At 68.8% G+C, this 21,262-nt stretch carries 23 protein-coding genes; 10 read left to right on the forward strand and 13 right to left on the reverse strand.

Going from position 1 to position 21,262, the window contains the following annotated elements; all coding sequences use genetic code 11:
- Positions 1 to 83 precede the first annotated feature (83 nt).
- Positions 84 to 1,478, reverse strand: a complete 1,395-nt coding sequence (locus tag AB0E69_RS30260) for an OFA family MFS transporter (RefSeq protein WP_360153636.1) — start codon at positions 1,476 to 1,478, stop codon at positions 84 to 86.
- Between the two features lie 142 nt (positions 1,479 to 1,620).
- On the opposite strand from AB0E69_RS30260, the gene AB0E69_RS30265 reads away from it, so the two are divergent.
- Positions 1,621 to 2,244 carry a PH domain-containing protein gene (locus tag AB0E69_RS30265; protein ID WP_360153639.1) on the forward strand — a complete coding sequence of 208 codons (624 nt, stop codon included), beginning with the start codon at positions 1,621 to 1,623 and terminating at the stop codon, positions 2,242 to 2,244.
- On the opposite strand, the gene AB0E69_RS30270 is transcribed toward AB0E69_RS30265, so the two are convergent.
- Both AB0E69_RS30270 and AB0E69_RS30275 read right to left on the reverse strand, forming a co-directional pair.
- Positions 2,241 to 3,452 carry a GNAT family N-acetyltransferase gene (locus tag AB0E69_RS30270; RefSeq protein WP_360153642.1) on the reverse strand — a complete coding sequence of 404 codons (1,212 nt, stop codon included), beginning with the start codon at positions 3,450 to 3,452 and terminating at the stop codon, positions 2,241 to 2,243. The two genes, AB0E69_RS30265 and AB0E69_RS30270, sit on opposite strands and share 4 nt — an antisense overlap.
- Positions 3,453 to 3,509: 57 nt before the next feature.
- Complete coding sequence (locus AB0E69_RS30275; protein ID WP_360153645.1) at positions 3,510 to 4,070, reverse strand: GtrA family protein; 561 nt, start codon at positions 4,068 to 4,070, stop codon at positions 3,510 to 3,512.
- A gap of 306 nt (positions 4,071 to 4,376) precedes the next feature.
- Here AB0E69_RS30275 and AB0E69_RS30280 point away from each other — a divergent pair, with 306 nt between their 5' ends.
- The 3 genes from AB0E69_RS30280 to AB0E69_RS30290 all read left to right on the forward strand — a co-directional run bounded on the left by AB0E69_RS30280 (position 4,377) and on the right by AB0E69_RS30290 (position 7,356).
- Positions 4,377 to 5,549, forward strand: coding sequence for a 5-(carboxyamino)imidazole ribonucleotide synthase (locus tag AB0E69_RS30280; RefSeq protein WP_360153648.1), 1,173 nt, complete (start codon positions 4,377 to 4,379; stop codon positions 5,547 to 5,549).
- A gap of 9 nt (positions 5,550 to 5,558) precedes the next feature.
- Positions 5,559 to 6,059 carry a 5-(carboxyamino)imidazole ribonucleotide mutase gene (gene purE / locus AB0E69_RS30285; protein WP_360153651.1) on the forward strand — a complete coding sequence of 167 codons (501 nt, stop codon included), beginning with the start codon at positions 5,559 to 5,561 and terminating at the stop codon, positions 6,057 to 6,059.
- Between the two features lie 76 nt (positions 6,060 to 6,135).
- Positions 6,136 to 7,356: an MFS transporter gene (locus tag AB0E69_RS30290; RefSeq protein WP_360153654.1), complete on the forward strand. Its 1,221-nt coding sequence runs from the start codon at positions 6,136 to 6,138 to the stop codon at positions 7,354 to 7,356.
- A 9-nt stretch (positions 7,357 to 7,365) separates the two neighbouring features.
- On the opposite strand, the gene AB0E69_RS30295 is transcribed toward AB0E69_RS30290, so the two are convergent.
- Positions 7,366 to 8,703, reverse strand: a complete 1,338-nt coding sequence (locus AB0E69_RS30295) for a UDP-glucose/GDP-mannose dehydrogenase family protein (protein WP_360153657.1) — start codon at positions 8,701 to 8,703, stop codon at positions 7,366 to 7,368.
- A 135-nt stretch (positions 8,704 to 8,838) separates the two neighbouring features.
- Between AB0E69_RS30295 and AB0E69_RS30300 the strand changes: the two genes are divergently transcribed.
- From AB0E69_RS30300 to AB0E69_RS30320, 5 genes are all read left to right on the forward strand, one after another.
- Positions 8,839 to 10,002: an acyl-CoA dehydrogenase family protein gene (locus AB0E69_RS30300; protein ID WP_360153660.1), complete on the forward strand. Its 1,164-nt coding sequence runs from the start codon at positions 8,839 to 8,841 to the stop codon at positions 10,000 to 10,002.
- 1,132 nt (positions 10,003 to 11,134) lie between these two features.
- Positions 11,135 to 11,572 (forward strand): Hsp20/alpha crystallin family protein, encoded by a 438-nt coding sequence (locus AB0E69_RS30305; protein ID WP_360153663.1) that lies wholly within the window; start codon positions 11,135 to 11,137, stop codon positions 11,570 to 11,572.
- 54 nt (positions 11,573 to 11,626) lie between these two features.
- A complete protein-coding gene (locus AB0E69_RS30310; protein WP_360153666.1) occupies positions 11,627 to 11,941 on the forward strand; it encodes a hypothetical protein in 315 nt (104 codons plus the stop codon).
- A 187-nt stretch (positions 11,942 to 12,128) separates the two neighbouring features.
- Entirely contained in the window at positions 12,129 to 12,491 is a 363-nt protein-coding gene (locus AB0E69_RS30315) for a J domain-containing protein (protein WP_360153669.1), read from the forward strand.
- Between the two features lie 46 nt (positions 12,492 to 12,537).
- Positions 12,538 to 13,812, forward strand: coding sequence for a hypothetical protein (locus tag AB0E69_RS30320; RefSeq protein WP_360153672.1), 1,275 nt, complete (start codon positions 12,538 to 12,540; stop codon positions 13,810 to 13,812).
- A 15-nt stretch (positions 13,813 to 13,827) separates the two neighbouring features.
- Here the strand turns inward: AB0E69_RS30320 and AB0E69_RS30325 are convergent, their stop codons facing one another.
- Positions 13,828 to 14,754: an aldo/keto reductase gene (locus tag AB0E69_RS30325; RefSeq protein ID WP_360153675.1), complete on the reverse strand. Its 927-nt coding sequence runs from the start codon at positions 14,752 to 14,754 to the stop codon at positions 13,828 to 13,830.
- A 37-nt stretch (positions 14,755 to 14,791) separates the two neighbouring features.
- Positions 14,792 to 15,448 carry an alpha/beta hydrolase gene (locus AB0E69_RS30330; protein ID WP_360153678.1) on the reverse strand — a complete coding sequence of 219 codons (657 nt, stop codon included), beginning with the start codon at positions 15,446 to 15,448 and terminating at the stop codon, positions 14,792 to 14,794.
- Positions 15,449 to 15,501: 53 nt separating this feature from the next.
- On the opposite strand from AB0E69_RS30330, the gene AB0E69_RS30335 reads away from it, so the two are divergent.
- Positions 15,502 to 15,936, forward strand: coding sequence for a MarR family transcriptional regulator (locus AB0E69_RS30335; protein ID WP_360153681.1), 435 nt, complete (start codon positions 15,502 to 15,504; stop codon positions 15,934 to 15,936).
- On the opposite strand, the gene AB0E69_RS30340 is transcribed toward AB0E69_RS30335, so the two are convergent.
- The 7 genes from AB0E69_RS30340 to AB0E69_RS30370 form a co-directional block, all read right to left on the reverse strand.
- Entirely contained in the window at positions 15,913 to 16,374 is a 462-nt protein-coding gene (locus AB0E69_RS30340; protein ID WP_360153684.1) for a hypothetical protein, read from the reverse strand. The two genes, AB0E69_RS30335 and AB0E69_RS30340, sit on opposite strands and share 24 nt — an antisense overlap.
- Positions 16,374 to 16,940: a TetR family transcriptional regulator gene (locus AB0E69_RS30345; protein ID WP_360153687.1), complete on the reverse strand. Its 567-nt coding sequence runs from the start codon at positions 16,938 to 16,940 to the stop codon at positions 16,374 to 16,376. Before AB0E69_RS30345 ends, AB0E69_RS30340 begins: the two co-directional genes overlap by 1 nt.
- Positions 16,941 to 17,013: 73 nt before the next feature.
- A complete protein-coding gene (locus AB0E69_RS30350; RefSeq protein WP_360153690.1) occupies positions 17,014 to 17,718 on the reverse strand; it encodes a DsbA family protein in 705 nt (234 codons plus the stop codon).
- The gene (locus AB0E69_RS30355; RefSeq protein ID WP_360153693.1) at positions 17,715 to 18,194 is read right to left on the reverse strand and encodes a pyridoxamine 5'-phosphate oxidase; all 480 of its coding nucleotides are present in this window, start codon (positions 18,192 to 18,194) and stop codon (positions 17,715 to 17,717) included. The genes AB0E69_RS30350 and AB0E69_RS30355 overlap by 4 nt, the downstream gene beginning before the upstream one ends.
- Positions 18,195 to 18,226: 32 nt before the next feature.
- The gene (locus AB0E69_RS30360) at positions 18,227 to 18,883 is read right to left on the reverse strand and encodes a hypothetical protein (protein ID WP_360153696.1); all 657 of its coding nucleotides are present in this window, start codon (positions 18,881 to 18,883) and stop codon (positions 18,227 to 18,229) included.
- A complete protein-coding gene (locus AB0E69_RS30365) occupies positions 18,880 to 19,377 on the reverse strand; it encodes a sigma-70 family RNA polymerase sigma factor (protein ID WP_360153699.1) in 498 nt (165 codons plus the stop codon). Before AB0E69_RS30365 ends, AB0E69_RS30360 begins: the two co-directional genes overlap by 4 nt.
- Positions 19,378 to 19,414: 37 nt before the next feature.
- Positions 19,415 to 21,229: a hypothetical protein gene (locus AB0E69_RS30370; RefSeq protein ID WP_360153702.1), complete on the reverse strand. Its 1,815-nt coding sequence runs from the start codon at positions 21,227 to 21,229 to the stop codon at positions 19,415 to 19,417.
- Positions 21,230 to 21,262 lie beyond the last annotated feature (33 nt).

The raw sequence follows: 21,262 nt of genomic DNA on the forward strand, positions 1-21,262 counted from the left end.
CGCGGTGATCAGGGTCTCGATGATGCCGTAGCCGAGCAGGACGGCGACCAGGAGCCAGGAGATCACCAGGCGTGGGGTCTGGTTCATGACGCGGCCTCCACCGTCGGCTCAGACTTCTCGTGGTACCGCTCGGAGACCGAGCGGATCAGCAGGTTGGCGATGAACCCGACCGCCAGCACGCCGACCATCGTGAACAGCGCCGGGCGGTACGCCGACGCCGTCAGCGTGCCCGGTTTGCCCTCGTGGTCCAGGAAACCGTTGACGATGAGTGGACCGGCGATCCCGGCCGCCGACCACGCGGTCAGCAACCGGCCGTGGATCGCGCCGACCTGGTACCCGCCGAACAGGTCCCGCAGGTACGCAGGAACCGTCGCGAACCCGCCGCCGTAGAACGAGATGATGATCGCGGCCAGCAGCACGAAGACCGCGGTGCTGCTGTGCCCGACCGTGGCCAGCAGGGCGTACGCGATGATCCCGACGCCGAGGTACATCGCGTAGATCGGCTTCCGCCCGATCAGGTCCGACGTGCTGGACCAGCCGAACCGCCCGGCCATGTTGAAGATCGACAGCAGGCCGACGAACCCGGCCGCCGCCGCGACCGCGACGCTCGACTTGCCGTCCGCGCCGCGGAAGAAGTCCTGGATCATCGGGCTGGCCTGCTCGAGGATGCCGATCCCTGCGGTGACGTTGCAGAACAGCACCACCCAGAGGAACCAGAACTGCGGGGTCTTGATCGCGTTCGCGGCCGAGACGTTCGCGGTGGTGACGAGCGGCTTCGCCTTGACCGCCGCGGAGTCGAAGCCTGCCGGTGCCCAGCCGTCGGCGGGCACCCGGATGTTGACGACGCCGAACATCATGATCACGAAGTAGCCGATGCCGAGCGTCACGAACAGTCCGACCAGGGCGGGACCGCCGGCGACCGACGTACTCACGTTCGGGTCGTACTTCGCGTCGTACAGGCCGAGGAGCTGACGCGACAGCGGGCTGGCGACCAGTGCGCCGCCGCCGAAGCCCATGATGGCCAGCCCGGTGGCGAGGCCCGGGCGGTCCGGGAACCACTTGATCAGCGTGGAGACCGGGGAGATGTAGCCGATGCCCAGGCCGATGCCGCCGATCACGCCGTACCCGAGGTAGACCAGCCAGAGCTGGCCGGTACCGATGCCCAGGGCACCCACCAGGAAGCCGGTGCCCCAGAAGCACGCGGCGACGAACATCGCCTTGCGCGGGCCGTTGCGTTCCACCCAGGTGCCGCCGATCGCGGCGGACAGTCCGAGCATCACGATCGCGATGCTGAACACCACGCCGACCGCGGTCTGACTGGTGTCGAAGTGCTTCACCATCGAGGTCTTGTAGACGCTGGTCGCGTACGCCTGCCCGATGCAGAGGTGGACGGCCAGCGCTGCCGGCGGGATCAGCCAGCGGCTGTAGCCCGGCGGAGCGACGGTGTGCTCCCGGTCGAGCACCGACAAGATTGCCATCACGGCTCCTTCTCCTGCCCCCCAGTGGTTACCCCTCGCGCATCTTCGCCCACTGTATGCATGTTGTGAAGCGTTGAATCACTTCTTGACCCGATCGTGTCGGGGGAGGACAACCGAACCGGTGACCTGTGAGACTGGGGGTATGGCGATCTCGGCGAAACTGTTGGGTGAGGACGAGTACGTCGTCGTCAGCACCCGGACGCACTGGAAGGCGCTGCTCGGGCCGATCTTCCTGCTGCTCGTGGTGGCGGCCGCGGGTGGGTTCCTGGCCGCGATCATCCCGGCCGGGTCGTTCCGGACGCCGGGCCGGATCGCGATCCTCGCCGTCGGCGTGGTGATCCTGGTGGCGTTCGCGCTGAAGCCGTTCCTGAACTGGTACTTCTCGACGTACACGGTCACCAACCGGCGGCTGATCACCCGGCACGGCATCTTCACCCGCACCGGCCGGGACATCCCGCTGATGCGGATCAACGACGTCTCCTACGAGCACGGCCTGATCGACCGCATGCTCGGCTGCGGCACGCTGCACATCGAGTCCGCCGGCGAACGCGGCCAGGTCGACCTGCCCGACGTACCGCACGTCGAGCACCTCCACCTGCAGATGTCCGACCTCCTCTTCGGCGGCCCCGAAGGCCGCCCCGGCGACGGCATCCTCGCCGACGAAGAGCCCCCCGAACACATGCGCCGCCGCCCAGACCCCCAACCCCAACCCCAACTCCCCGACCCCGAAGGCTCAACCATCTTCAGCTCAGACGACGAGCGTTAGAACACCTCGAGGTTGACCGGCGCGAGCGGCCAGCCGAAGGCCATGGTGGTGGCTGCGAGTTTGCCGGGGGTGTGTTCTACTACGCGGCCGGTGGTTGCGAATTCGGCTAGTGGGCGGCCGCCGAGGTAGGCGGAGCCGAGGTCGGTGATGGAGAGGGCGAGGTCGGCTCGGGCGTCCGTTGGCTCGCAGGTGACCGATGAGCCGTCGGCTACCAGGTGGAAGCGGCCGGTGTTGGTCGAGATGAGTTCATCGGTCACGTCGAGGACGACGTCCACTGAGACGGCGTACCGGCGTTGCTGGAGGGCACGAGGTACGTCGGTGATTCGCAGCCAGAGCGACTCGCTCACGCGGCGGTCCAGGGCGGTTGGCGTGGTGACGAGCTGCATGAGCGGCTCGTCGATCGCCGCGTAGCCGTAGCTGAGCTTCGCGGCCAGGTCCTGGGTCAGTAGGTACTGCCAGAGCGACCGGTACGCCGTGGGATCCACAGCGACCAGCTCCTCGACCGAGACCTCGTTGGCGGGACCCGTAGGGCCCCAGCTCAGCTTGCCGCGCCAGAGCGCGTAGCCGTCGATCGTGCCGGCCTCGTCGCGGTGCACGAGGATCTGGCGAGCCAGCTGGCCGTGGCGGTCCTCGGGCTTGTCCTGGAGGTGCTGCTGCCACTTGAGCTCAGACCGGCCGGACACACCCGGCCGGTATTCCTGGAAAGCACGCAGGAGCGGCGGCAGCTCCTTGAGCGCCTCGTCGACGGTCAGCTCGCCCAGCTCGCCGGGACGGGCCCGGTACGACGGCGGGCCGACGCGGTGCAGGTCGACCTCGTACGCCGTGCCCCAGGCGGCGGCGCCGTACCCGAAGCGGCCGTAGATGGCCGGCTCGCTGGCCCACAGCACCGCGAACGCCTCCGGCACGTCGCGCAACTGCTGCGAGATCAGCGCGGACATCACGCCCCGCCGCCGGTGCGTCGCCTTCACGCCGACGCCAGTCACGTGCGCCGCCGGCACAACCGCCCCCGGCACCGAAAGGTCCCGCGTCAGCGCCCTGGTGGTCCCGACGATCTCCGCCCCGTCGGTGGCCACCAACGCCCGCTCGGCCTCGAACATCTGCCGCGACAGGTCGTCCATCGAGGACTCGAACATCATGGCCCGCGCAAACACCCCTTGCACGGCCTCGTACTCTTCTGCGCCTGCCACCCGCACCTGAATCTCGCCCATACGGGCATCCTCACATGCAGCGCCGACAATCGCCCGGGTTCGCCCCGGACCGAAAAGTCAGCGGACGACGGGGAGGTCGCCGGTGGACTCGCCGTCGAGCTCCGCGGGCGAGTCGGGCGCCGGGGAGTGCTCGGCCTCCTCGAGCGCGATCTCCTCGCGGAAGACGAACTTGCGGTAGGACCAGAACCGGAACAGCGTGCCCAGGCCGAGGCCGATGAAGTTGGCCGCGATGTTGTCGGACAGCCAGCTGTGCAGGTCCAGAACGTATCGCGAGAAGGCGAGGCAGCCGGCCGCGATCAGCAGACCGATGCCGTTCAGCACGAAGAACAGCACGTACTCCCGGTGCAGGCCGCTGCGCTCGCGGTGCCGCCAGGTCCAGTAGCGGTTCCCGAAGTACGTCGCGACGGTGGCGACCGTGGTCGAGATCAGCTTCGCGGTCAGCGGCTTGTGGTGCAGCATGCCCTCGCCGGAGTCGGCGAGCACCAGCGGGTTGTTGAAGACCAGCCAGTTGTAGATCGGCAGGTCGACGACCAGACCGAGCAGACCGACCAGACCGAACTTCGCGACCTCGTGCACCAGATGCTCGAACTGGCGGTACAGCGTCCTGACGAGCTTCAACGGTCTCCGGTACCTTCTGTGATCACATCGCGACGGGAGGGGCAGCTTCCCACGGTACCGTCCGCCCGGGCCGACACAGAAATCGCCCGCGTGCCGAGGTGGCCCCCGACCGGTCCCTGTTGTATGGACTAGTGCCCCGCGTTGGAGGTTCTTCGGCGCTTGCGGCGCCCAGGCACGCACCTCGCGGCAGCGGAGGAACGGCCACGATGGAAAAGCATCGAGGCCGCTCCTCCGCCACCGCGATGCACGCACCTGGACACCGCAATCACTCGAACAACCTCCAACGCGGGGCACTAGGCTCCGGTTGTGAAGTTTCCTCGCACAGACCTCCCAGTCGGTACGCCGGTCGTCGGCATGGTCGGCGGCGGACAGCTGGCCCGGATGACCCAGGAGTCCGCGGTCGCCCTCGGCATCCAGCTCCGGGTGCTCGCGGAGGGTCCGGCCGTCTCCGCGGCCCAGGCGGTCGCGGACGCCCCGGTCGGCGACTACCGGGACCTCGAGACGGTACGGCGGTTCGCCGCCGAGTGCGACGTGGTGACGTTCGACCACGAGCACGTGCCGACCGAGATCCTGCGCACGCTCGAGGCGGACGGCATCCGCGTCCACCCCGGACCGGACGCGCTGATGCACGCGCAGGACAAGGCGGTCATGCGCAGTCGGCTGGACAGCTTCGACGCGCCGTCGCCGGCCCACCAGGTGGTCGAGTCCGCGGCCGACGTCGCCGACTTCGCCAAGCGGGTCGGCGGGTTCCCGATCATCCTGAAGACGACCCGTGGCGGGTACGACGGCAAGGGCGTCTGGTTCGTCGACGGGCCGGAGGACGCGGACATCGCGGTTGCGTTCGGTGCCGGCGTACCGATCCTGGCCGAGGAGAAGGTGGACTTCGTCCGCGAGCTGTCCGCGATCGTGGCCCGGTCGCCGCACGGTCAGGCGGTCGCGTACCCGATCGTCGAGTCGGTGCAGCAGGACGGCATCTGCGTCGAGGTCACCGCACCTGCCCCCGGCCTGGCGCCGGAGAAGGCGGCGCTGGCCCAGCAGACCGCTCTGCGGATCGCGGGTGAACTCGGTGTGGTCGGCATCCTCGCGGTGGAGATGTTCGAGGCTCGCGACGGCCGCCTGCTGGTCAACGAGCTGGCGATGCGGCCACACAACACCGGGCACTGGTCGATCGACGGCGCGGTCACGTCCCAGTTCGAGAACCACCTCCGCGCGGTGCTCGACCTGCCCCTCGGCTCGCCGGCCGCGCGAGCGCCGTACACCGTGATGGTCAACGTGCTCGGCGGCGACGTCGAGGACATGCACCGCGGCCTGCTGCACTGCCTGGCCCGCGACCCGGGCCTGAAGGTCCACTTCTACGGCAAGTCGGTGAAGCCGGGCCGTAAGGTCGGCCACGTCACGGCGTACGGCGACGACCTCGACGCGACGCGTGAGCGCGCCCGGCACGCGGCGGCGTACCTGACCGGCACGATCGACGAGTAGGGATGACCGATGATTGGCATCGTGATGGGGTCCGACTCGGACTGGCCGACGATGAAGGCCGCGGCCGAGGTGTGCGCCGAGTTCGACGTGCCCTTTGAGGCAGACGTGGTCTCCGCGCACCGGATGCCGGCCGAGATGATCGATTACGGACGGTCAGCGCACGAGCGGGGGCTCAAGGTGATCATCGCCGGTGCCGGCGGCGCCGCGCACCTGCCCGGCATGCTCGCGGCGGTGACTCCGCTGCCGGTGATCGGCGTACCGGTGCCGTTGAAGTACCTGGACGGGATGGACTCGCTGCTGTCGATCGTGCAGATGCCGGCCGGGGTGCCGGTGGCGACGGTCTCGATCGGCAACGCGCGCAACGCGGGCCTGCTCGCGGTGCGGATCCTGGCCGCGTCCGACGAGAAGCTGCGGGACCGGATGATCGCCTTCCAGGAGTCGCTCGCGGAGGTGGCCCGGGCCAAGGGCAGTACCGTGCGTGACGGGGCGGCAGAGCTGCGTAAAGGCTGAAGTCCTTTCGGGTTTTCCACAGGACGAGGACGGGTAGTCGTGAGATCCCAATGGTTGTCGTCTAAGGTCGTCGATCGTGACTCCGCCCACTGAACCGGACACGCAGCGCATCCCGGTCCGCTACTGGATCTGGTTGTTCGGTGCTGCCGTGTCCTTGCTGGGTGACCTGACGATGACCTTCGGCATCGGATGGTCGGCCAGCCAGCACGGTGGCCGGGTCGCCGGTCTCGTGCTCCTGCTCGCCGCCGCCCCGCGGGCAGCCCTCCTCCTGGTCGGCGGCGCCGTCGGCGACCGCTTCGGTGCTCCCCGCGTCCTGATGGCGAGCTGCGTCGCGATGTTCGTGGTGACCGGCGCGCTGGTTCCGACCACGCTCGCGCTCGGCGAGCCGATCTCGCTGCTGCTCGGCCTCGCGCTGGTCGTCGGCGTCATCGATGCGTTCTTTCTGCCCTCCTCCCGCTCGATGCCGCGGCTGCTCGTGCCGCCGGAGCAGGTGCCGCGGGCACTGGCCAGCTTTCAGGTCGTCGGCGTGGTCTTCGCGGTCAGCGGTACGGCGGTCGGCGGCGTGCTGGTCAGCTGGTCCGGACTGGCCGCCGCGGCCGGTTTCGACGCGCTGACCTTCGGCGTGATGATCGTCGTACTCTTCCTGCTGCGGAAGACGATCGCGCCTCCCGGCCGGATGCCGACCGGGATGTTCCGGTCGATCCTCGCCGGTCTGGGCGTCGCGTGGGGGCGGCCGCTGACGCGGGCGCTGCTGATCACGATGACCGTGGCGGCCGGGCTGTTGATGCCGCTCGACGCCTTGCTGTTTCCGCTGCTCGCCCGGTCGCACGGGTGGAACGCGGCGACCGCGGGTCTGCTGGTCGCGAGCCGGAGCCTGGGCGTCGGCGTGATTGCGCTGCGCATCCTGATGCGGGGCGCCTTTCCGCGCCCCGGCATCTTCGCCGGCATCGGTCTGGTCGTGGCCGCGGGCGGTCTGCTCGGTCTGTCGGTCTTCGACCCGCTGCCGTTGACGTTCGCCGCGGGCATGCTGAGCGGGATCGGCGTCGGCACGTTCACCGGCCACGTGCTGCCGTTGCTGATGAACTCGGTGGACCGTGAGTTCCAGTCCCGCCTGCAGTCGATCGTCGTCCTGTGTCAGAGCCTTGCCGTCGTGATCATGAACCCGGTGCTCGGCAGCCTGGCCGACGTCGGCGGGGTCGGCATCACCGGTGTGTGCCTCGGCATCTCGATCGCCGCGGCACTCGCCGGTTTCGTCGTCCTGACGCGACCCGTGCTCCGGACCGCGACCGTCAGCTGACTAGGCTGGTTACGGCTTGCCGGGGGCCCGGTAGGTCCAGCCCGCGGCCCGCCAGGTGGCCGGGTCGAGCAGGAGCCGGGCGTCCACGATCACCGGGGTGGCGACGATCTCCTTCAGCGTGACCGGGTCGAGCTCGCGGAACTCGGGCCACTCGGTCAGGTGCAGTACGGCGTGGGCGTCGCGGCAGGCGTCCAGCGCGGAGTCGGCGTACCGCAGCGTCGGGCGGACCCGGCGGGCGTTGTCCATCGCCTCCGGGTCGAAGACCGTGACGTTCGCGCCGTGCAGCTGGATCCGGCCGGCCACGTCGAGCGCCGGCGAGTCGCGGACGTCGTCCGTACCGGCCTTGAACGCGGCGCCGAGCACGGTGACGTTCTTGCCGACCCACTCGCCGCCGAGCATCTCGTGGGTGACGTCAACGATCCCGGCGCGGCGGCGCTGGTTGATGTCGTCGACCTCGCGGAGGAACGTGATGATCTCCTCGACGCCGAGCTCGCCGGCGCGGTGCATGAACGCGCGCAGGTCCTTCGGCAGGCAGCCACCGCCGTACCCCGGTCCTGCGTTCAGCATGCCGCGGCCGATCCGCTTGTCGTGACCGAGCGCGTCGGCCAGCTGGGTCACGTCGGCACCGGTCGCGTCGGCCATCTCGGCGAGAGCGTTGATGAACGAGATCTTGGTGGCCAGGAACGCGTTCGCGCCCGCCTTGACCAGCTCCGCGGTCGGCAGGTTGCAGACGACGACCGGCGTACCGGACGCGATCGGGGTGGCGAACACCTCGCGCAGCTTGGCCTCGGCTTGTTGCGACTGCACACCGAAGACCAGGCGGTCCGGGCGCAGCGTGTCGTCGACGCCGTGCGCCTCGCGGAGGAACTCCGGCTGCCAGGCGATCTCGACGCCGGTACCGGCCGGGGCCTCGGCGTGGAAGCGGGCCTCGACGATCTTCGACGTACCGACCGGGACCGTCGACCGGCCAACGACCAGCGTCGGCTTGGTCAGCAGCGGCGCGAGCATGTTCACCACGGAGTGCACCTGGGCGAGATCGGCGGCCTCGCTGCCCTCGAGCTGCGGGGTGCCGACGCAGATGAAGTGCACGTCGGCCCAGTCGGCGATCTCGTGGTAGTCCTTGGTGAACCGCAGCCGGCCGGAGTCCGTGTGCTTCTTCAGCAGCGGGTCCAGCCCGGGCTCGTACAGCGGGGCCTTGCCGTCGTTCAGCAGCTTCAGCCGGTGCTCGTCGATCTCGACCCCGATCACGTCGAAACCGAACTCGGCCATCCCGGCGGCGGTGTTCGCGCCGAGGTAGTTGGTGCCGATGACGGCGATCCGGAGCGGACGGGACGTCGCTTCACTCATGCTGGGGACTCTACCGATCGTGGTTATCAGCCGGTGACCGGCGGGTTGCCCCCGGTCTTCCAGGGCGTGCGGACTTCGTCACTTTCGGCTGTTGACGTCCTGTACTGCGGGTTTGTTCGTCGTACTGTGTGACTCGTGAGTAACTCATTCGACCTGTACGCGCTGTCCGAGGAGCACCAGGCGATCCGCGAGGCCGTCCGGGACGTCTGCGACGCCAAGGTCGCGCCGCACGCGGGCGACGTGGACGAGCTGGCCGAGTTCCCGAAGGCGTCGTACGACGCGCTGAAGGCGTCCGACTTCCACGCGCCGCACATCCCGGAGGCGTACGGCGGCGCCGGGGCGGACGCGCTGGCGACCGTGATCGTGATCGAGGAGGTCGCGCGGGCCTGCGCATCGACCTCGCTCATCCCGGCGGTGAACAAGCTCGGCTCGCTGCCGCTGCTGCTGGCCGCGTCCGAGGAGGTAAAGGCTCGCTACCTGCCTCCGGTGGCGGCTGGGGACGCGATGTTCTCGTACTGCTTGTCGGAGCCTGAGGCCGGCTCCGACGCGGTGTCGATGAAGACGCGCGCTGTTGCGGACGGCTCCTCGTTCGTGCTGAACGGTGTGAAGCGGTGGATCACGAATGCGGGGGTGTCTGACTTCTACACCGTGTTTGCGGTGACCGATCCTTCTGCGCGTTCGCGTGGCATCTCCGCCTTCGTGGTGGAGAAGTCCGACGAGGGTGTTTCCTTCGGCGCACCGGAGAAGAAGCTCGGCATCAAGGGTTCGCCGACCCGTGAGGTGTACTTCGACAACGTCCGCATCCCCGCGTCTCGCCTCATCGGGGAGCTCGGCACCGGCTTCTCCACCGCGATGGCGACGCTGGACCACACCCGGGTGACGATCGCCGCCCAGGCGCTCGGAATCGCGCAGGGGGCGCTCGACTACGCGCTCGGTTATGTTGCCGAACGCAAGCAGTTCGGCAAGGCTCTGGCTGAGTTCCAGGGTCTCCAGTTCATGCTCGCGGACATGGGCATGAAGATCGAGGCCGCCCGCCAGCTCACGTACGCCGCCGCCGCCCGCTCCGAGCGCGGCGACTCCGACCTGACGTACTTCGGCGCCGCCGCCAAGTGCTTCGCCTCCGACGTAGCCATGGCCGTCACCACCGACGCCGTCCAACTGTTGGGCGGCTACGGCTACACCCACGACTACCCGGTCGAACGCATGATGCGCGACGCCAAGATCACCCAAATCTACGAAGGCACCAACCAGGTCCAACGCATCGTCATGGCCCGCCAACTGCTAAAGGGCCTCGGCTAGTCGACCCCACGCGGGCTACGCGCCCGCTCTGTCGTCGCTCCGCCCCTCCGACACGCCCACTACGCCCGCTCCCACCCCCCTCCGGCTTGCGCCGGCTTTCCTGCCAGCTGCCGCTGGCGGGTTGCTCGCTGCCGCTCGCGGGTGACGACCCCGGGCTGGCGTACTACTTGTCGTACTGCTGGTGAGTGGTGGAGGTGTTAGCCCCCCATCGCGGTGCTACGCACGGCTCCTTCGTCGCCGAGCTACGCGCTGCCCCACCCACCCGTCTGTTCGGGGGCTGGTGCCCCGGTGTTCCCGGCTGACGCCGGGGTTCTGCTCGCTGCGCTCGCAGTTGCGAGCTGGCGCTCGCGGTTTCCGGCTGGCGCCGGGAGTTGCTCGCTGCGCTCGCGGTGACTGCACCGGGCGGGCGCACTACATCTCGTACTGCTGGTGGTAGTGCAGGTGTTAGTCCCATCGCGGTGCTACGCGCGGCTCCTTCGTCGCCGTGCTGCGCGCCGCCCCACCCGCCCGTTTGTTCGGGCAGGTGCCCGGTGTTCCCAGCGAGTGCCGGGGGTTCGCTCGCTGCGCTCGCGGTGTTGCGAGCTGCCGCTCGCGGGCGACTACCCCGGGCCGGCGCACCACTCGCCGTACTGCTGGTGATGGGCTGAGGTGGGTCGACTCAGCCTGGGGTGCGCGGGATCTTCGGAGATTAAGTGTCACCAGGTGGCATTTTTGTTCCGGAGATCTCACCGGGTGGAGGGAAGCCGGCGTAGTAGCTCGCGCGGATCGGCTGCTGGCGTCGGACAAGGTGGTGAGGGCGGCTGGCCCGGGCTGGCGTACTACTCGTCGTACCGCGGGTGCTGGAGGTAGTCCCAGCGCGGTGCTACGCACGGTTCCTTCGTCGCCGCACTGCGCGCCGCCCCACCCCACCCTGCTTGTTCGGGGGCGAGTGCCCCGGTGTTCCCGGTGAGTGCCGGGTTCGCTCGCTTCGCTCGCGGTGGCTGTCCAAGCCGGCGTCCTGCGTCGACGCTTGGCCAGGTTCGTCATCGGATGGATGACAAAGTGCTTGTCATCCAATCGATGACGTGGTATTTAAGAAGTGCGTGTTGACACCACCCGTGATGACGGTAGAGGAGGTGTGGGGACGATGTTGATGCGCACTGATCCCTTCCGGGAGTTGGATCGGTTTGCTCAGCAGGTGTTCGGGAATCAGACGCCGGGGACCTGGTCGCGGCCGACTCCGATGCCGTTGGATGCTTACCGGCATGGCGATGAGTACGTCGTGGCGTTCGATCTGCCGGGGGTGTCGGCGGATGCGATCGAGCTCGACATCGAGCGCAACGTGCTGACGGTGAAGGCCGAGCGTCGGCCGCTCGATACCGGTGAGGGTGTGGAGTTGCAGGTCTCCGAGCGGCCGCTCGGGGTGTTCTCCCGGCAGTTGTTCCTCGGCGACACGCTGGATGCCGACCGGATCGAGGCCAACTACGAGGCCGGCGTGCTGACGCTGAGGATCCCGATCGCGGAGCAGGCGAAGCCGCGCAAGATCGCGATCGCGCACACCGGCGACGACCGCAAGCAGATCAACGCCTGACCCGGTTCCACGCAACGCCACTCGACGAGGAAAGTTGTCGACGAGGTGAGATCGATGACTGCGCTCCAGCAGCAGACAGCTGACGTCGAGGTCTTCGTCGACCTCGTGCTCGGCGACGACGAGCTGATGCGGGCCGAGTTCGACGACCTCATTGCTGACTGCTGGGAATCGCCGCGCGAGCCACCCTCGGACCGTCTCTGCCCACCCGACGGCGGATGGGCCGCACCACGACCGGCGAGGTGGCCGGCGCAACCCGTCATCCGTCCTGGTCGCGTGCCGCATCGACGGCCACGCGGCCGCGAGCGAGGTCCTCCGCGCCCCCGGCAGGACCTGCGGAGCGACAGCAAAGAGCGACAGCAAAGGAGGTGAGTGCAACCGACAATCGACGATGTTTCTGACCCGGTGATGCGGCCGCCCGCCAGTCACCCCTCGACCGGCGACGACCCCCCCAATTCCGCCGCGTGTCCTTTCCTGGACGAAGCTCCAGGCGGGCCGCCGCATCACCCCGGTCCTCCGGCCGTACGAGCTGACGCGATCAACGGAGGTGAACAGCGCGATGACCGAGCGACCTCCCGATCCGTACGCGCTGCTCGGTGTCACCGTCGACGCCTCCGGCGACGACCTCGACCGCGCCTTCCGCCGCCTCGTACGCCGCCTTCATCCCGACACCCGCGGGATGCCGGAGTCCGACGAATACGCCGACCAACGCCTGCAAGAGCTCCTCACCGCGTACGCGACGCTGCGCGACCCGATCCGCCGTACCGCCTACGACCGGACCAGACCCGCACCGACGAACAACGTGCGCATACGGCGAACCTACGGAGCCCAGCCGGAGGCCACGGACCCGACCCGACCCGAACCGGCCATCCGCCTGGGACCGGTCTACTGGGAGCCATCGCGCCCACCCAGCAGCCGTTGAGTCGTTGCTTTGAGCAACTGAGCTTTGGGGTTGCTACGGTCCGGCTGTGCTCTTACGTCGCCGGACCGTTCTCCTTGCCGCCGCCTCAGTGCCGTTGGTCGCGGCGTGCGCCAATGCTGCCGACAAGGCCGCGCCGAAGCTGAAGCTCGAGAAGGTTTGGCAGGAGCGGCTCACCGTGCCGGCCGACAGGCTGCCTGGTCGGGCGCGGATCGTCGGTGACTCGGTGCTGCTGGCTGACGGAACCGGGACGGAGACCGGCCGGGTGGTCTGTTTCGGTGCGGCCGACGGGACCAAGGCCTGGGTGATCGACGGCGGTAGACCGATGTCGGTGCCAGGGGTAGGCGATGGGTGGATCTGTGTCGTCGGGCCTGCGTTTCTGGGGTACTCCTCCAAGCCCGTGCAGCGGCCGACCGTGCAAGTTGCGGAGGGGATCCTTCCGGTCGCCTACGCGGCCGCGCCCAAGGGTGCGACGACCAGCGGTGTCGCCGGGGTCGACGTTCGTACCGGCGATCCGGTCTGGGGGTACCGGGCGATGTCCACGGCGTCCACGGACCGCACGATGGTGACGGCCGTCGCCGAGTCCGTCGTACTCGCGACCGTCAGCGCGCCGTTCGGACCGTTCTTTCCGGATCGAACTCATCGGCCGACCACGATCGCGCTGGACGCCAAGACCGGTGCCGAGCTGTGGCGGGCAACGGACGTCGTCGGGTTGTCGGGAGACGGAAACTCGGTCGTCGTCGCGAAGCGAACGTCGGCGGAGTGGCTGCCGGAGGTCCGGGACGCGCGGACCGGAGAGGTTCGCTGGACCGGGACAGTTCGCTTGGTCGGGGCGATCGACCACGAGGGAACGGCAGCCGACCACACCGTTCTGTGCCCGACCGACAAAGGCGTCGTCCAGGTGGTGCGGCTGTCCACCGGCAAGCAACTCAAGTTCGAGAGCGACGAGATCCCCGCGGCAGTGGCCTCCGATCCGCCGTTGCTCGTCTGGGACAGCGGGATGAACTGGTGGGCCAAGGGACCGAACGGCTTCGTCACCCAGACCCTGCCCAAAGGCTCACCGACCAAGGGAAGGCACCGGCACCACGGCATCACGTTCTATGGTGCGTACGGTGTCGGTCCGTACATCTGGGGTCGTACCCAGACGTACCGAGGCAGCGATCCGGAGGACACCCAGTTCGAGGGACTGATCGCTCTGGACCGCACCGGAGCCGCCTGCACGCCGGCGATGCGAAAGGCCGAGCAGCTCGCGCACGTCTCCCGCGACTGGCTGGTTGTCGGTCTGAACGGCTACGCCCAGGTCTACCGGATCTCTCCCGCCTGACCCAAGGACGGGCGGCTACGGCAGGGTGTGGCCGGCCGCGGTGAAGAGGCGGTACCACTCCTGCCGGCTCAGCGTCACCGACATCGCGTCGGCGGCTTCCTGGACCCGAGCGGGGGTGGTGGTGCCGATGACGATCTGCATCTCGGCCGGGTGACGCGCGATCCAGGCGAGGGCGATCGCAGTGGGCGTTGAGTTGTGCGTCTGCGCGAGCTCGTCCAGTACGTCGTTCAGCTCGGCGTACCGCTCGCGGTCGCCGATGAAGACGCCGCCCGGTGAAGGCTTCTGCAGCGAGCCCCACGTCTGGATCGTCATCTTCTTGAGGCGGCTGTAGTCGAGGATGCCGAGGTCGCGGTCGCCGGACTGCTCGAGGCCCATGATGTTCGCGGCCAGGCCCTGCGCGACCAGCTGCGCGTGCGCCAGGCTGAACTGGAGCTGGTTGGCGACGAGCGGCTGCCGGACGGACTGGCTGAGCAGCTCGATCTGGCCGGGGGTGAAGTTGGAGACGCCGAACGACGAGACCTTGCCCGCGGCATGCAGGTCCTCGAACGCGGCGGCGACCTCGTCCGGCTCCATCAGGGTGTCGGGGCGGTGCAGCAGCAGTACGTCGAGGTACTCCGTCCGCAGCGCGGCCAGCGACTGCTCGACGCTCGAGACGATGTGCTCGCGGGAGAAGTCGAAGTACCCCGGCCGGATACCGACCTTCGACTGGATCATGATTTGGTCCCGCTCGGCCGCGGGGACGGGCTGCGCGTCGCCGTACCGCTGCTCGCAGCCGTGCGGCCCGCCGTAGATGTCCGCGTGGTCGAACATCGTCACACCGACGTCCCGCGCCGTGCCGACGAGCGTCCGCACCTCGGCGTCACTCAGCTCCTTGATCCGCATCAGCCCGAGCACGACCCGCGAAGCGGTCGTCCCGCTCGCACCCAACGCAACCGTCGACACGTACGACCTCCTGAGCTCGAAGCTGACGCTGGAAACGTTATCCCAGCAGCTCGAGCAACTCGCCGGGCGTCTCGAGCTGAGGCAGATGCCCGGACCGCGGAACCAGCGCGAAGCTCGCCCCCGGAATCGCGGCCGCGTAGGCCTTCCCGTACTCCGGGTCGACGATCCCGTCGCTGTCACCCCACAACACCTGCGTGGGTACGGCGATCCCGCGCAGCCGGTCGAGCAACGCCGGGTCGGACATGGTGGGTCCGGTGTACCCGATCAGTGCCTGGATGTCCGGACTGGGTCCGCTCGCGCCTGGGGCTTTGGACGGGTCGTGCCAGGACAAGGCTTGGATCTGGGGGAGAGTCAGTTTGCTGACGTCGGTGATCGGGTGGCCGGGGACCTCGATGCCGATCGCGTCGAGGAGTACGACCCGGGCGATGGCAGGGCTGCCGGTCAGTGCGAGTTCGGCGGCCAGCCAGCCGCCGAACGAGTTGCCGATGACGGTGACGTCGCCGTCGAGCTGGTCGGCGTACCACTGGGCCAGCGCGGGGACGGACGTGAGGTCGGCTGGTCTGTCGGTGCCGCCGAAGCCGGGGTGGGTGGGGACCAGGACATCGGCGCCGGTGTGGGTGGCGAGCAGATTCCCGAAGGACTGCATCGTCGCCACCCCACCGCCGCCGTGCAGCAGAAGATAAGAGGAGGTCATATAAGTAACCTTAGATCAGCTTCTTGAGATAAGCAACCTGATATAGTCGCCTCATGAAATACAAGCCCGGCGAGGTCTCGCTCGCCGTCAAGCGTCTGCAGCATCGGCATCACCGCGCGCTGAACCGGGTGCTGGCCCCGCTCGGTCTCTCGCTGATCCAGTGGGACACCTTGCGGCACCTGGATCAGCACCCGGACGCCTCGCTGCACGACCTGGCGGTGCTGACCTTCCAGACCGACCAGTCCTTCGGTTCGCTCGCGACGCGGATGGCCGACCGCGGTCTGATCGAGCGCGTCCCGGGGCCTGGCCGGGCCGTCAAGCATCGCCTCACCGAGGAGGGCGCCCGCCTGCGAGCGGCCGGTCAGCATGCCGTGGACGAGGTCTTCGCCGCGTCCTTCAGCTCCCTCAGCAGCGCCCAGCTCGATCAGCTCGGCGACCTGTTGAACATTGCTCTTAGCAACGACTTAGGCGGCGGCCAGGCCGGCTAGTGCGGCCGCCAGGTAGAGCGAGTGCAGGATCATGTGCTCGAGATTCGGGCGCGGCCGGTCGCCGATCCGGGGTAGCACAATGATCGTGTGGGCATAGGTGCGGGCGTGCAGCTCCTTCCATGTCGTACCCGTGCCGGCCGTTGCCCAGGGCGCCGTGTAGCCGACGAGGTACGGCAACCACCACAACGCCAGCCCGGACAGGAAGATCAGCCCCTGCACGCCGGCGCCGGCGTACACCAGCCAGCTCTTGCCGAGGGTGCCGCCGAGCGCGAGGAGGACGGCGGGGAGGATCAGGATCGGGACGTTGATCGCGACCTCGGTACGGCGTTCGCGCGCGGTGGCGGCGTTGACGTTGTTGAGTGGTCCGAGGTCGACGAGCGTCGTGGTGACGAAGTACGCGAGTGCGACGACGATGAGCACTATCGAGACAGTGAGCATCAGTTCTCCTGGGGGAAGCGGGCGGCGATTCCGTCGAGGAACGTCTCGACGGCCAGCTCGAACCAGTGGTCGTAGTACTCCCGCGGGGCGACCGGTGGGTTGGGTGCGTCGCCGAACTCGGCCAGCGCGAGGCCGATCGCCAGCACGCTGAGCGAGGAGGCGATGAAGAGCGCGTCCTCGGCCGCGATGTCGAGGGTGCTGAAGGCGTCGGCGACGACCGGGATCAGCGGTTCGTACGTCGCCGCCGAGACATTCGTGACGGCGAGGATCTGGGCCGCGCCCGGGTGCGCCCGCAGCGTCTCCCGGATCTGCCGGGCCAGCGCACTGAGGAACGGCCGCCAGCCGGTGCCGGCCGTCAGCCCGTCGACGACCCGCAACCAGACCGCGTCGGCGATCAGCTGATTCAGCTCTTCCTTGCCGGTGACGTGGTTGTAGAGCGAGGCCGGCTTGACCTGCAGCCGGTCCGCCACGGCCCGCATCGACAACCCGCCGGCCCCCTCGGCGTCCAGCAACTCGAGACTCGCGGCGAGCAGGCTCGCCCGATCGATCCGCGGTGGTCGAGGCATGTCCACTCCCCTGAGAGCATTAACTACTGGTGTTAGTTAACATAAACTAACGCCAGTAGTTAATCAACCAGGGCTAGCCCGCAGCGGTGTGGAGGAGGTGTTCGGGCCAGTCTCGATCGGTAGCTTCGGCGATCGGGTAGCCGGAGGCCCAAGGGCCTTCCCAATGCACCTTGATGCCGGGGTTATGGGTGCTGGTGCCGTCGGGAAGGAAGAGATGCGGGCTGCCCTGGATGATGTCGGTGACGGCGATCGCGTGGTCTGCCATCAGAGCGCTCCGGGCTCGGCCGTCGTCGAGTGCGTCCGTCAGGGACTTGGCGTCGGCCGAGTCGACCTCCTCGGCGATGTCGAGGATCACCTGGCGGTGGCCGATCGAGCGGGAGTCGAACCAGAACGCTCGTCGGAGGGCCGCGTCCAGGTCCTCGGAGGCTCGTAGGCCCTGCTCCTTGGCTGCGTGCACAGCCTCAGCAGCCAGCAGGACTGTCGACGGGTAGGTCCAGTCGGGCTGGGTCCACAGGCGGAAGCCGATCTCCGGAGCCAGTACTCCGAGGCCGACTGCCTCGCTGTCCGTCCCGGGGCGCGAGTGCGGGCCGTTGAACAGTTCCAGCGCGAACGTATGGTGATCGAGCTGCATCGAGAGCCCCAGCCGGTCCCGCGCGGCGCGCAGCCGGTGGATCGCCACATGAGCGAACGGACACAGCAGATCCGACCAGACCTGCACGGTCCCGGGTGTGACCGAGACGCCGCCGGACGTCGTCTCGGCGAGCGGTCCGGTGCTCACGCGTCTTCCTGGTGATCCGCGCCCGCGGGGTTGCTGGTGAAGCGCTCCGGCGTGATCAGCACCGCCGTACGCCGGTCCGCCACCATCTCCCGGTCGTACTCCTCCAGGTCCGGATGTACGCCGCCGGCGGCCGCGTAGATGTCGCGCAGCAGCACCCGCAACCGTTCCGCGTCGATCCCCGCCAACGGGTCGTTCGGGCCGGCCAGCTCGACCGAACCGCTCACGCCGACCCACTCCCAGCCGGCCCGGAACACCAGCGTGGCTTGCGGGGTACGCCGTAGGTGCGTCAGCTTCGCGGTCCGCCCGCGGGCGACGAACGCGACCACCGGCTCACCGGTCAGCGGATGATCGATGACGCCGGCATTGACCACGGAGGCGGCCGGTTCGCCGGACCTGCGTTGGGTGATGGCCACGGCCAGCCAGAAATCCCGCCGGCCGAGCTCCTTGATCCGTTCGAGTCCTGCTCGGGTGTCCACGTCCGCCAAACTAACGGACCGCGGTCCGGTTCTCAACCCAGTTGGACGGGAAAGATCGTCATCGGGTTCTTCGGTGACCGCAGCTCGCCGTAGAGCACGACCGTTCCCGGCGGGATCGACTGGTCGCAGGTCACGATCTCGACGTGGTACACGATGCTGTGCCGGCCGGCGCCCGGCCGCATGGTCAGCGTCGCGTGCCCCACCACCTTCCGTTGCCATGTGACGTCGAGCCGCACCGTCCGACGGAGCTGGTCGACCCGCGTCGGCGGAGTCACCTCGATCTCGAGGCTCCCGGTCCAGCCGCCCGCAGTCGTCCGGTGCACCTTGGCGGGCTTGACGTCCAGCCCGTCCATCCCGCTCGGGATGCGTGGCGGGAAACCCTTGTCGAACATCCCCCCGCAGACCGGTCCATTGCCGAGTCGCCCCGGATCCTTGGTCGGCAACGAGGTCGTCACAGCAGATGGCGCGGCGAGCGGCGGCTGGGACTCTGGCAGCACGGCGTACGCACCCGCGGTAACCGCCGCGATGGCGACCGCTGCGGACAAGGTCGCCAGGACCCCGCGCTGCCGGCGGTTGCGCCGGATCTGCGGGACCAGCACGTCCTCGTCCACGGCGACTGTCTGGCTGCCCTCGTCGGCCATCGTCCGGAACAGGCGCTGCAGGTCGTCAGCTGTCTCGTCAGATGTCATCGCACTGCCTCCTCGGGCACCGTGAGCTGGGTCGCGAGCTTCGTCCGCGCGTCGGCGAGGTGCCGTTTCACCGTGCCTTCCGCGCATCCGAGCTCCTCCGCGATCTCCAGTACCGACAGGTCTTCGTAGTACCGAAGCACCACGCAGGCGCGCTGCTTCGGCGACAGCGTGGCGAGCGCCCGCCGTACCTCGTCCGCGAGCGTCTGGTCGTCGTCGTGGTGTACGTCGGGCGCCACCAGCAGGTGCCGGTTCGCCCGCCACAGCCGCGCCCGGCGTCGTCCGTCGACGAACTGGTTGAGCATGGCCCGCCGCACGTACCCCTCCAGCTGGGTGATGTCGTCACCGACCCGGAGCCGCCCGAACACCCGAAGCAGTGCTTCCTGCACCAGGTCGGCCGCAGCGGCGGACTCGCCGGTGAGCAGGTACGCGTACGCCCGCAACGCGGCTCCCCGCGCCGCTAGCAGCTCCCTGAAGACTCGTTCCCAGTCAGCCATCACCTACCAGGACGAGTTGAGGCGCTGACGCGTTGGGTCAGCGCCGATGTTTTCTGATCGAGCGCCACACCTGCGTCCGCGCAAGTCGCCGTACTGCGGGACTCCTTCGGACCCGCTGCTTCAGCGGACTCGCCCGGACCACCGGTGTGGCCGCCTGTGCAGGCGGCTGCGAGACGTGCTGGTTGACCTCAGCCAGGTGGTCGTCGAAGACCGACCGCCACAGCAGCTGCCGCAGCGCCACCTCGTCAGCCGTAGTGCTCTTCCCAGCCGCCGACAACGCCCAGAGCGCCTCGATCGCCGAGTCGTCAAAGTCAGCAGACCCACCAAGCCGAGCCCGTACCTCTGCAGAGTCCGGTACGGCGCCCAGCCGCTTCACCTGCGGCGGTGCGGACGCGGTCGGCTTGTAGAACGGGATGTCCGCCCACTGCGGCACCAGCTCCCGCAGCAACGCCAGATGCAGTTCGTTGCCCAACCGCTCCCGCGTGGTCAATCCAAACGCGCCCCGCATGAACGCAGGCACCAGCAACGGCGACACGACTCCGCTGCGCTCACCTGTGGTGCCCCACCGCCGCAGCCGCTCGACGATGTAGAAGTGGTCGAGCATCCGCGCGTCGTCGAGCCCTCCGTCCGTGGCCTCCCGCAGTACCCGCTGGATCTGCGCCCGCACCGCCTCCCGCGCCGCCTCGGCCGGACCGCTCGCAGGCACGAGCCGCGCAAGGAGCCGCTGCGTGAACACCTCGATGTCCGCGCCCAGCGTGAGCACGTCGCGCGGGTAGAAGTGCCCATGCGCGACCTCCCCGCCCGCACCACCGATCGCCAGGTGATCCACACCGACCAGGTCATCCGGTGGACCGTGGAAGAGGTACGACGCCGGCCGCAGCCCTTCGCTATACCGATGCCATCGCCGTACGCGGTCCACCACCGCCGGAAGCATCGGTGACCCCACTGCTACTACCTGAGGCTGCTTGACCACGTGCTCCACCTCAAAGGGCAGCGCAGCAACCAACTCCTCCGCGACCGGTGCCTCCGCACCGTAGCTGTTCAGCCGTACGTCGACACCGGCCGACAGGAACGCGGCCGCGACCACCCGGGAGTCCCGTCCACCACTGAGGTCCACAGTCGGAGTCCCTGGCCACAGCCGACCAATGGACCGCGCCACACCACGCAGTGCCTCCGCGGTCTCCTCCACCCTCGTCGAGCCCGACCAGATGCTCGTCGCATCGATCCGCGTGACCATCCGCCGCCGTCGATCGACCGCGATGTGCGTAGCGCCCGGCACCACCTGCACACCGGAGTACGGCGTGGTGTCGCCCATGAACCAGCCGCACCCAGCGGCGTACTGCCAGCCCTCAGCGTTGGCCCGCACCGGCAGGTCTGCGAACAGGCACGCAGCGACCGGCCGGTTGCTCCACACCCATCCGTCCGGTGTCCGCACCTGGAACAGCCGCCCCAACCCCACCGAGTCGGTGAACAGCTCGAGCCGCTCAGCCACCTCGTCCACCACGCCAAGCACGAACGGCGCAGCCAGCTCCAGCAACCGACTGGGCGCAGCAAGAGCAGCCCGCGCCAGTGGTACGGCGGCCTCCGACGGTACGACGTCCCCCACGATCGACTCGTAGCCCAGCGGCGCGTACAGACTCGCCACGCACAACCCGTCCGCCGACTGCCAAGCCGGCCAGCTGGAGAGCGGCTTCGCGCGCCTCCAGCTGATCAGCCCGACCGCACCGGCGTCACACCGGTCCCGGACGACGTCGTCACCCCACAGCGTCCGGTAGTACGCCTCCACTCGTTCCACTCCAGCAGTCGCGCGACCGGAACCCCGGTCGAACGCGTACCCGACAATCGTCTCCACGCCCACCCAAGACGAACAGCTCCCGCCGGGCGT

The sequence above is a fragment of the Kribbella sp. NPDC026611 genome (assembly GCF_040638345.1).
In the GTDB taxonomy this organism is placed as follows: Bacteria; Actinomycetota; Actinomycetes; order Propionibacteriales; family Kribbellaceae; genus Kribbella.

Excerpts from the sequence above, each read along its gene's own strand:
- AB0E69_RS30265 (WP_360153639.1), top strand. The coding sequence starts at position 1,621 with ATGGCGATCTCGGCGAAACTGTTGGGTGAGGACGAGTACGTCGTCGTC.
- AB0E69_RS30295 (WP_360153657.1), bottom strand. The coding sequence starts at position 8,703 with ATGAGTGAAGCGACGTCCCGTCCGCTCCGGATCGCCGTCATCGGCACC.
- AB0E69_RS30365 (WP_360153699.1), bottom strand. The coding sequence starts at position 19,377 with ATGGCTGACTGGGAACGAGTCTTCAGGGAGCTGCTAGCGGCGCGGGGA.
- AB0E69_RS30305 (WP_360153663.1), top strand. The coding sequence starts at position 11,135 with ATGCGCACTGATCCCTTCCGGGAGTTGGATCGGTTTGCTCAGCAGGTG.
- AB0E69_RS30270 (WP_360153642.1), bottom strand. The coding sequence starts at position 3,452 with ATGGGCGAGATTCAGGTGCGGGTGGCAGGCGCAGAAGAGTACGAGGCC.
- AB0E69_RS30260 (WP_360153636.1), bottom strand. The coding sequence starts at position 1,478 with ATGGCAATCTTGTCGGTGCTCGACCGGGAGCACACCGTCGCTCCGCCG.
- AB0E69_RS30335 (WP_360153681.1), top strand. The coding sequence starts at position 15,502 with ATGAAATACAAGCCCGGCGAGGTCTCGCTCGCCGTCAAGCGTCTGCAG.
- AB0E69_RS30360 (WP_360153696.1), bottom strand. The coding sequence starts at position 18,883 with ATGACATCTGACGAGACAGCTGACGACCTGCAGCGCCTGTTCCGGACG.
- AB0E69_RS30315 (WP_360153669.1), top strand. The coding sequence starts at position 12,129 with ATGACCGAGCGACCTCCCGATCCGTACGCGCTGCTCGGTGTCACCGTC.
- AB0E69_RS30310 (WP_360153666.1), top strand. The coding sequence starts at position 11,627 with ATGACTGCGCTCCAGCAGCAGACAGCTGACGTCGAGGTCTTCGTCGAC.
- AB0E69_RS30340 (WP_360153684.1), bottom strand. The coding sequence starts at position 16,374 with ATGCTCACTGTCTCGATAGTGCTCATCGTCGTCGCACTCGCGTACTTC.
- purE (WP_360153651.1), top strand. The coding sequence starts at position 5,559 with ATGATTGGCATCGTGATGGGGTCCGACTCGGACTGGCCGACGATGAAG.
- AB0E69_RS30345 (WP_360153687.1), bottom strand. The coding sequence starts at position 16,940 with ATGCCTCGACCACCGCGGATCGATCGGGCGAGCCTGCTCGCCGCGAGT.
- AB0E69_RS30330 (WP_360153678.1), bottom strand. The coding sequence starts at position 15,448 with ATGACCTCCTCTTATCTTCTGCTGCACGGCGGCGGTGGGGTGGCGACG.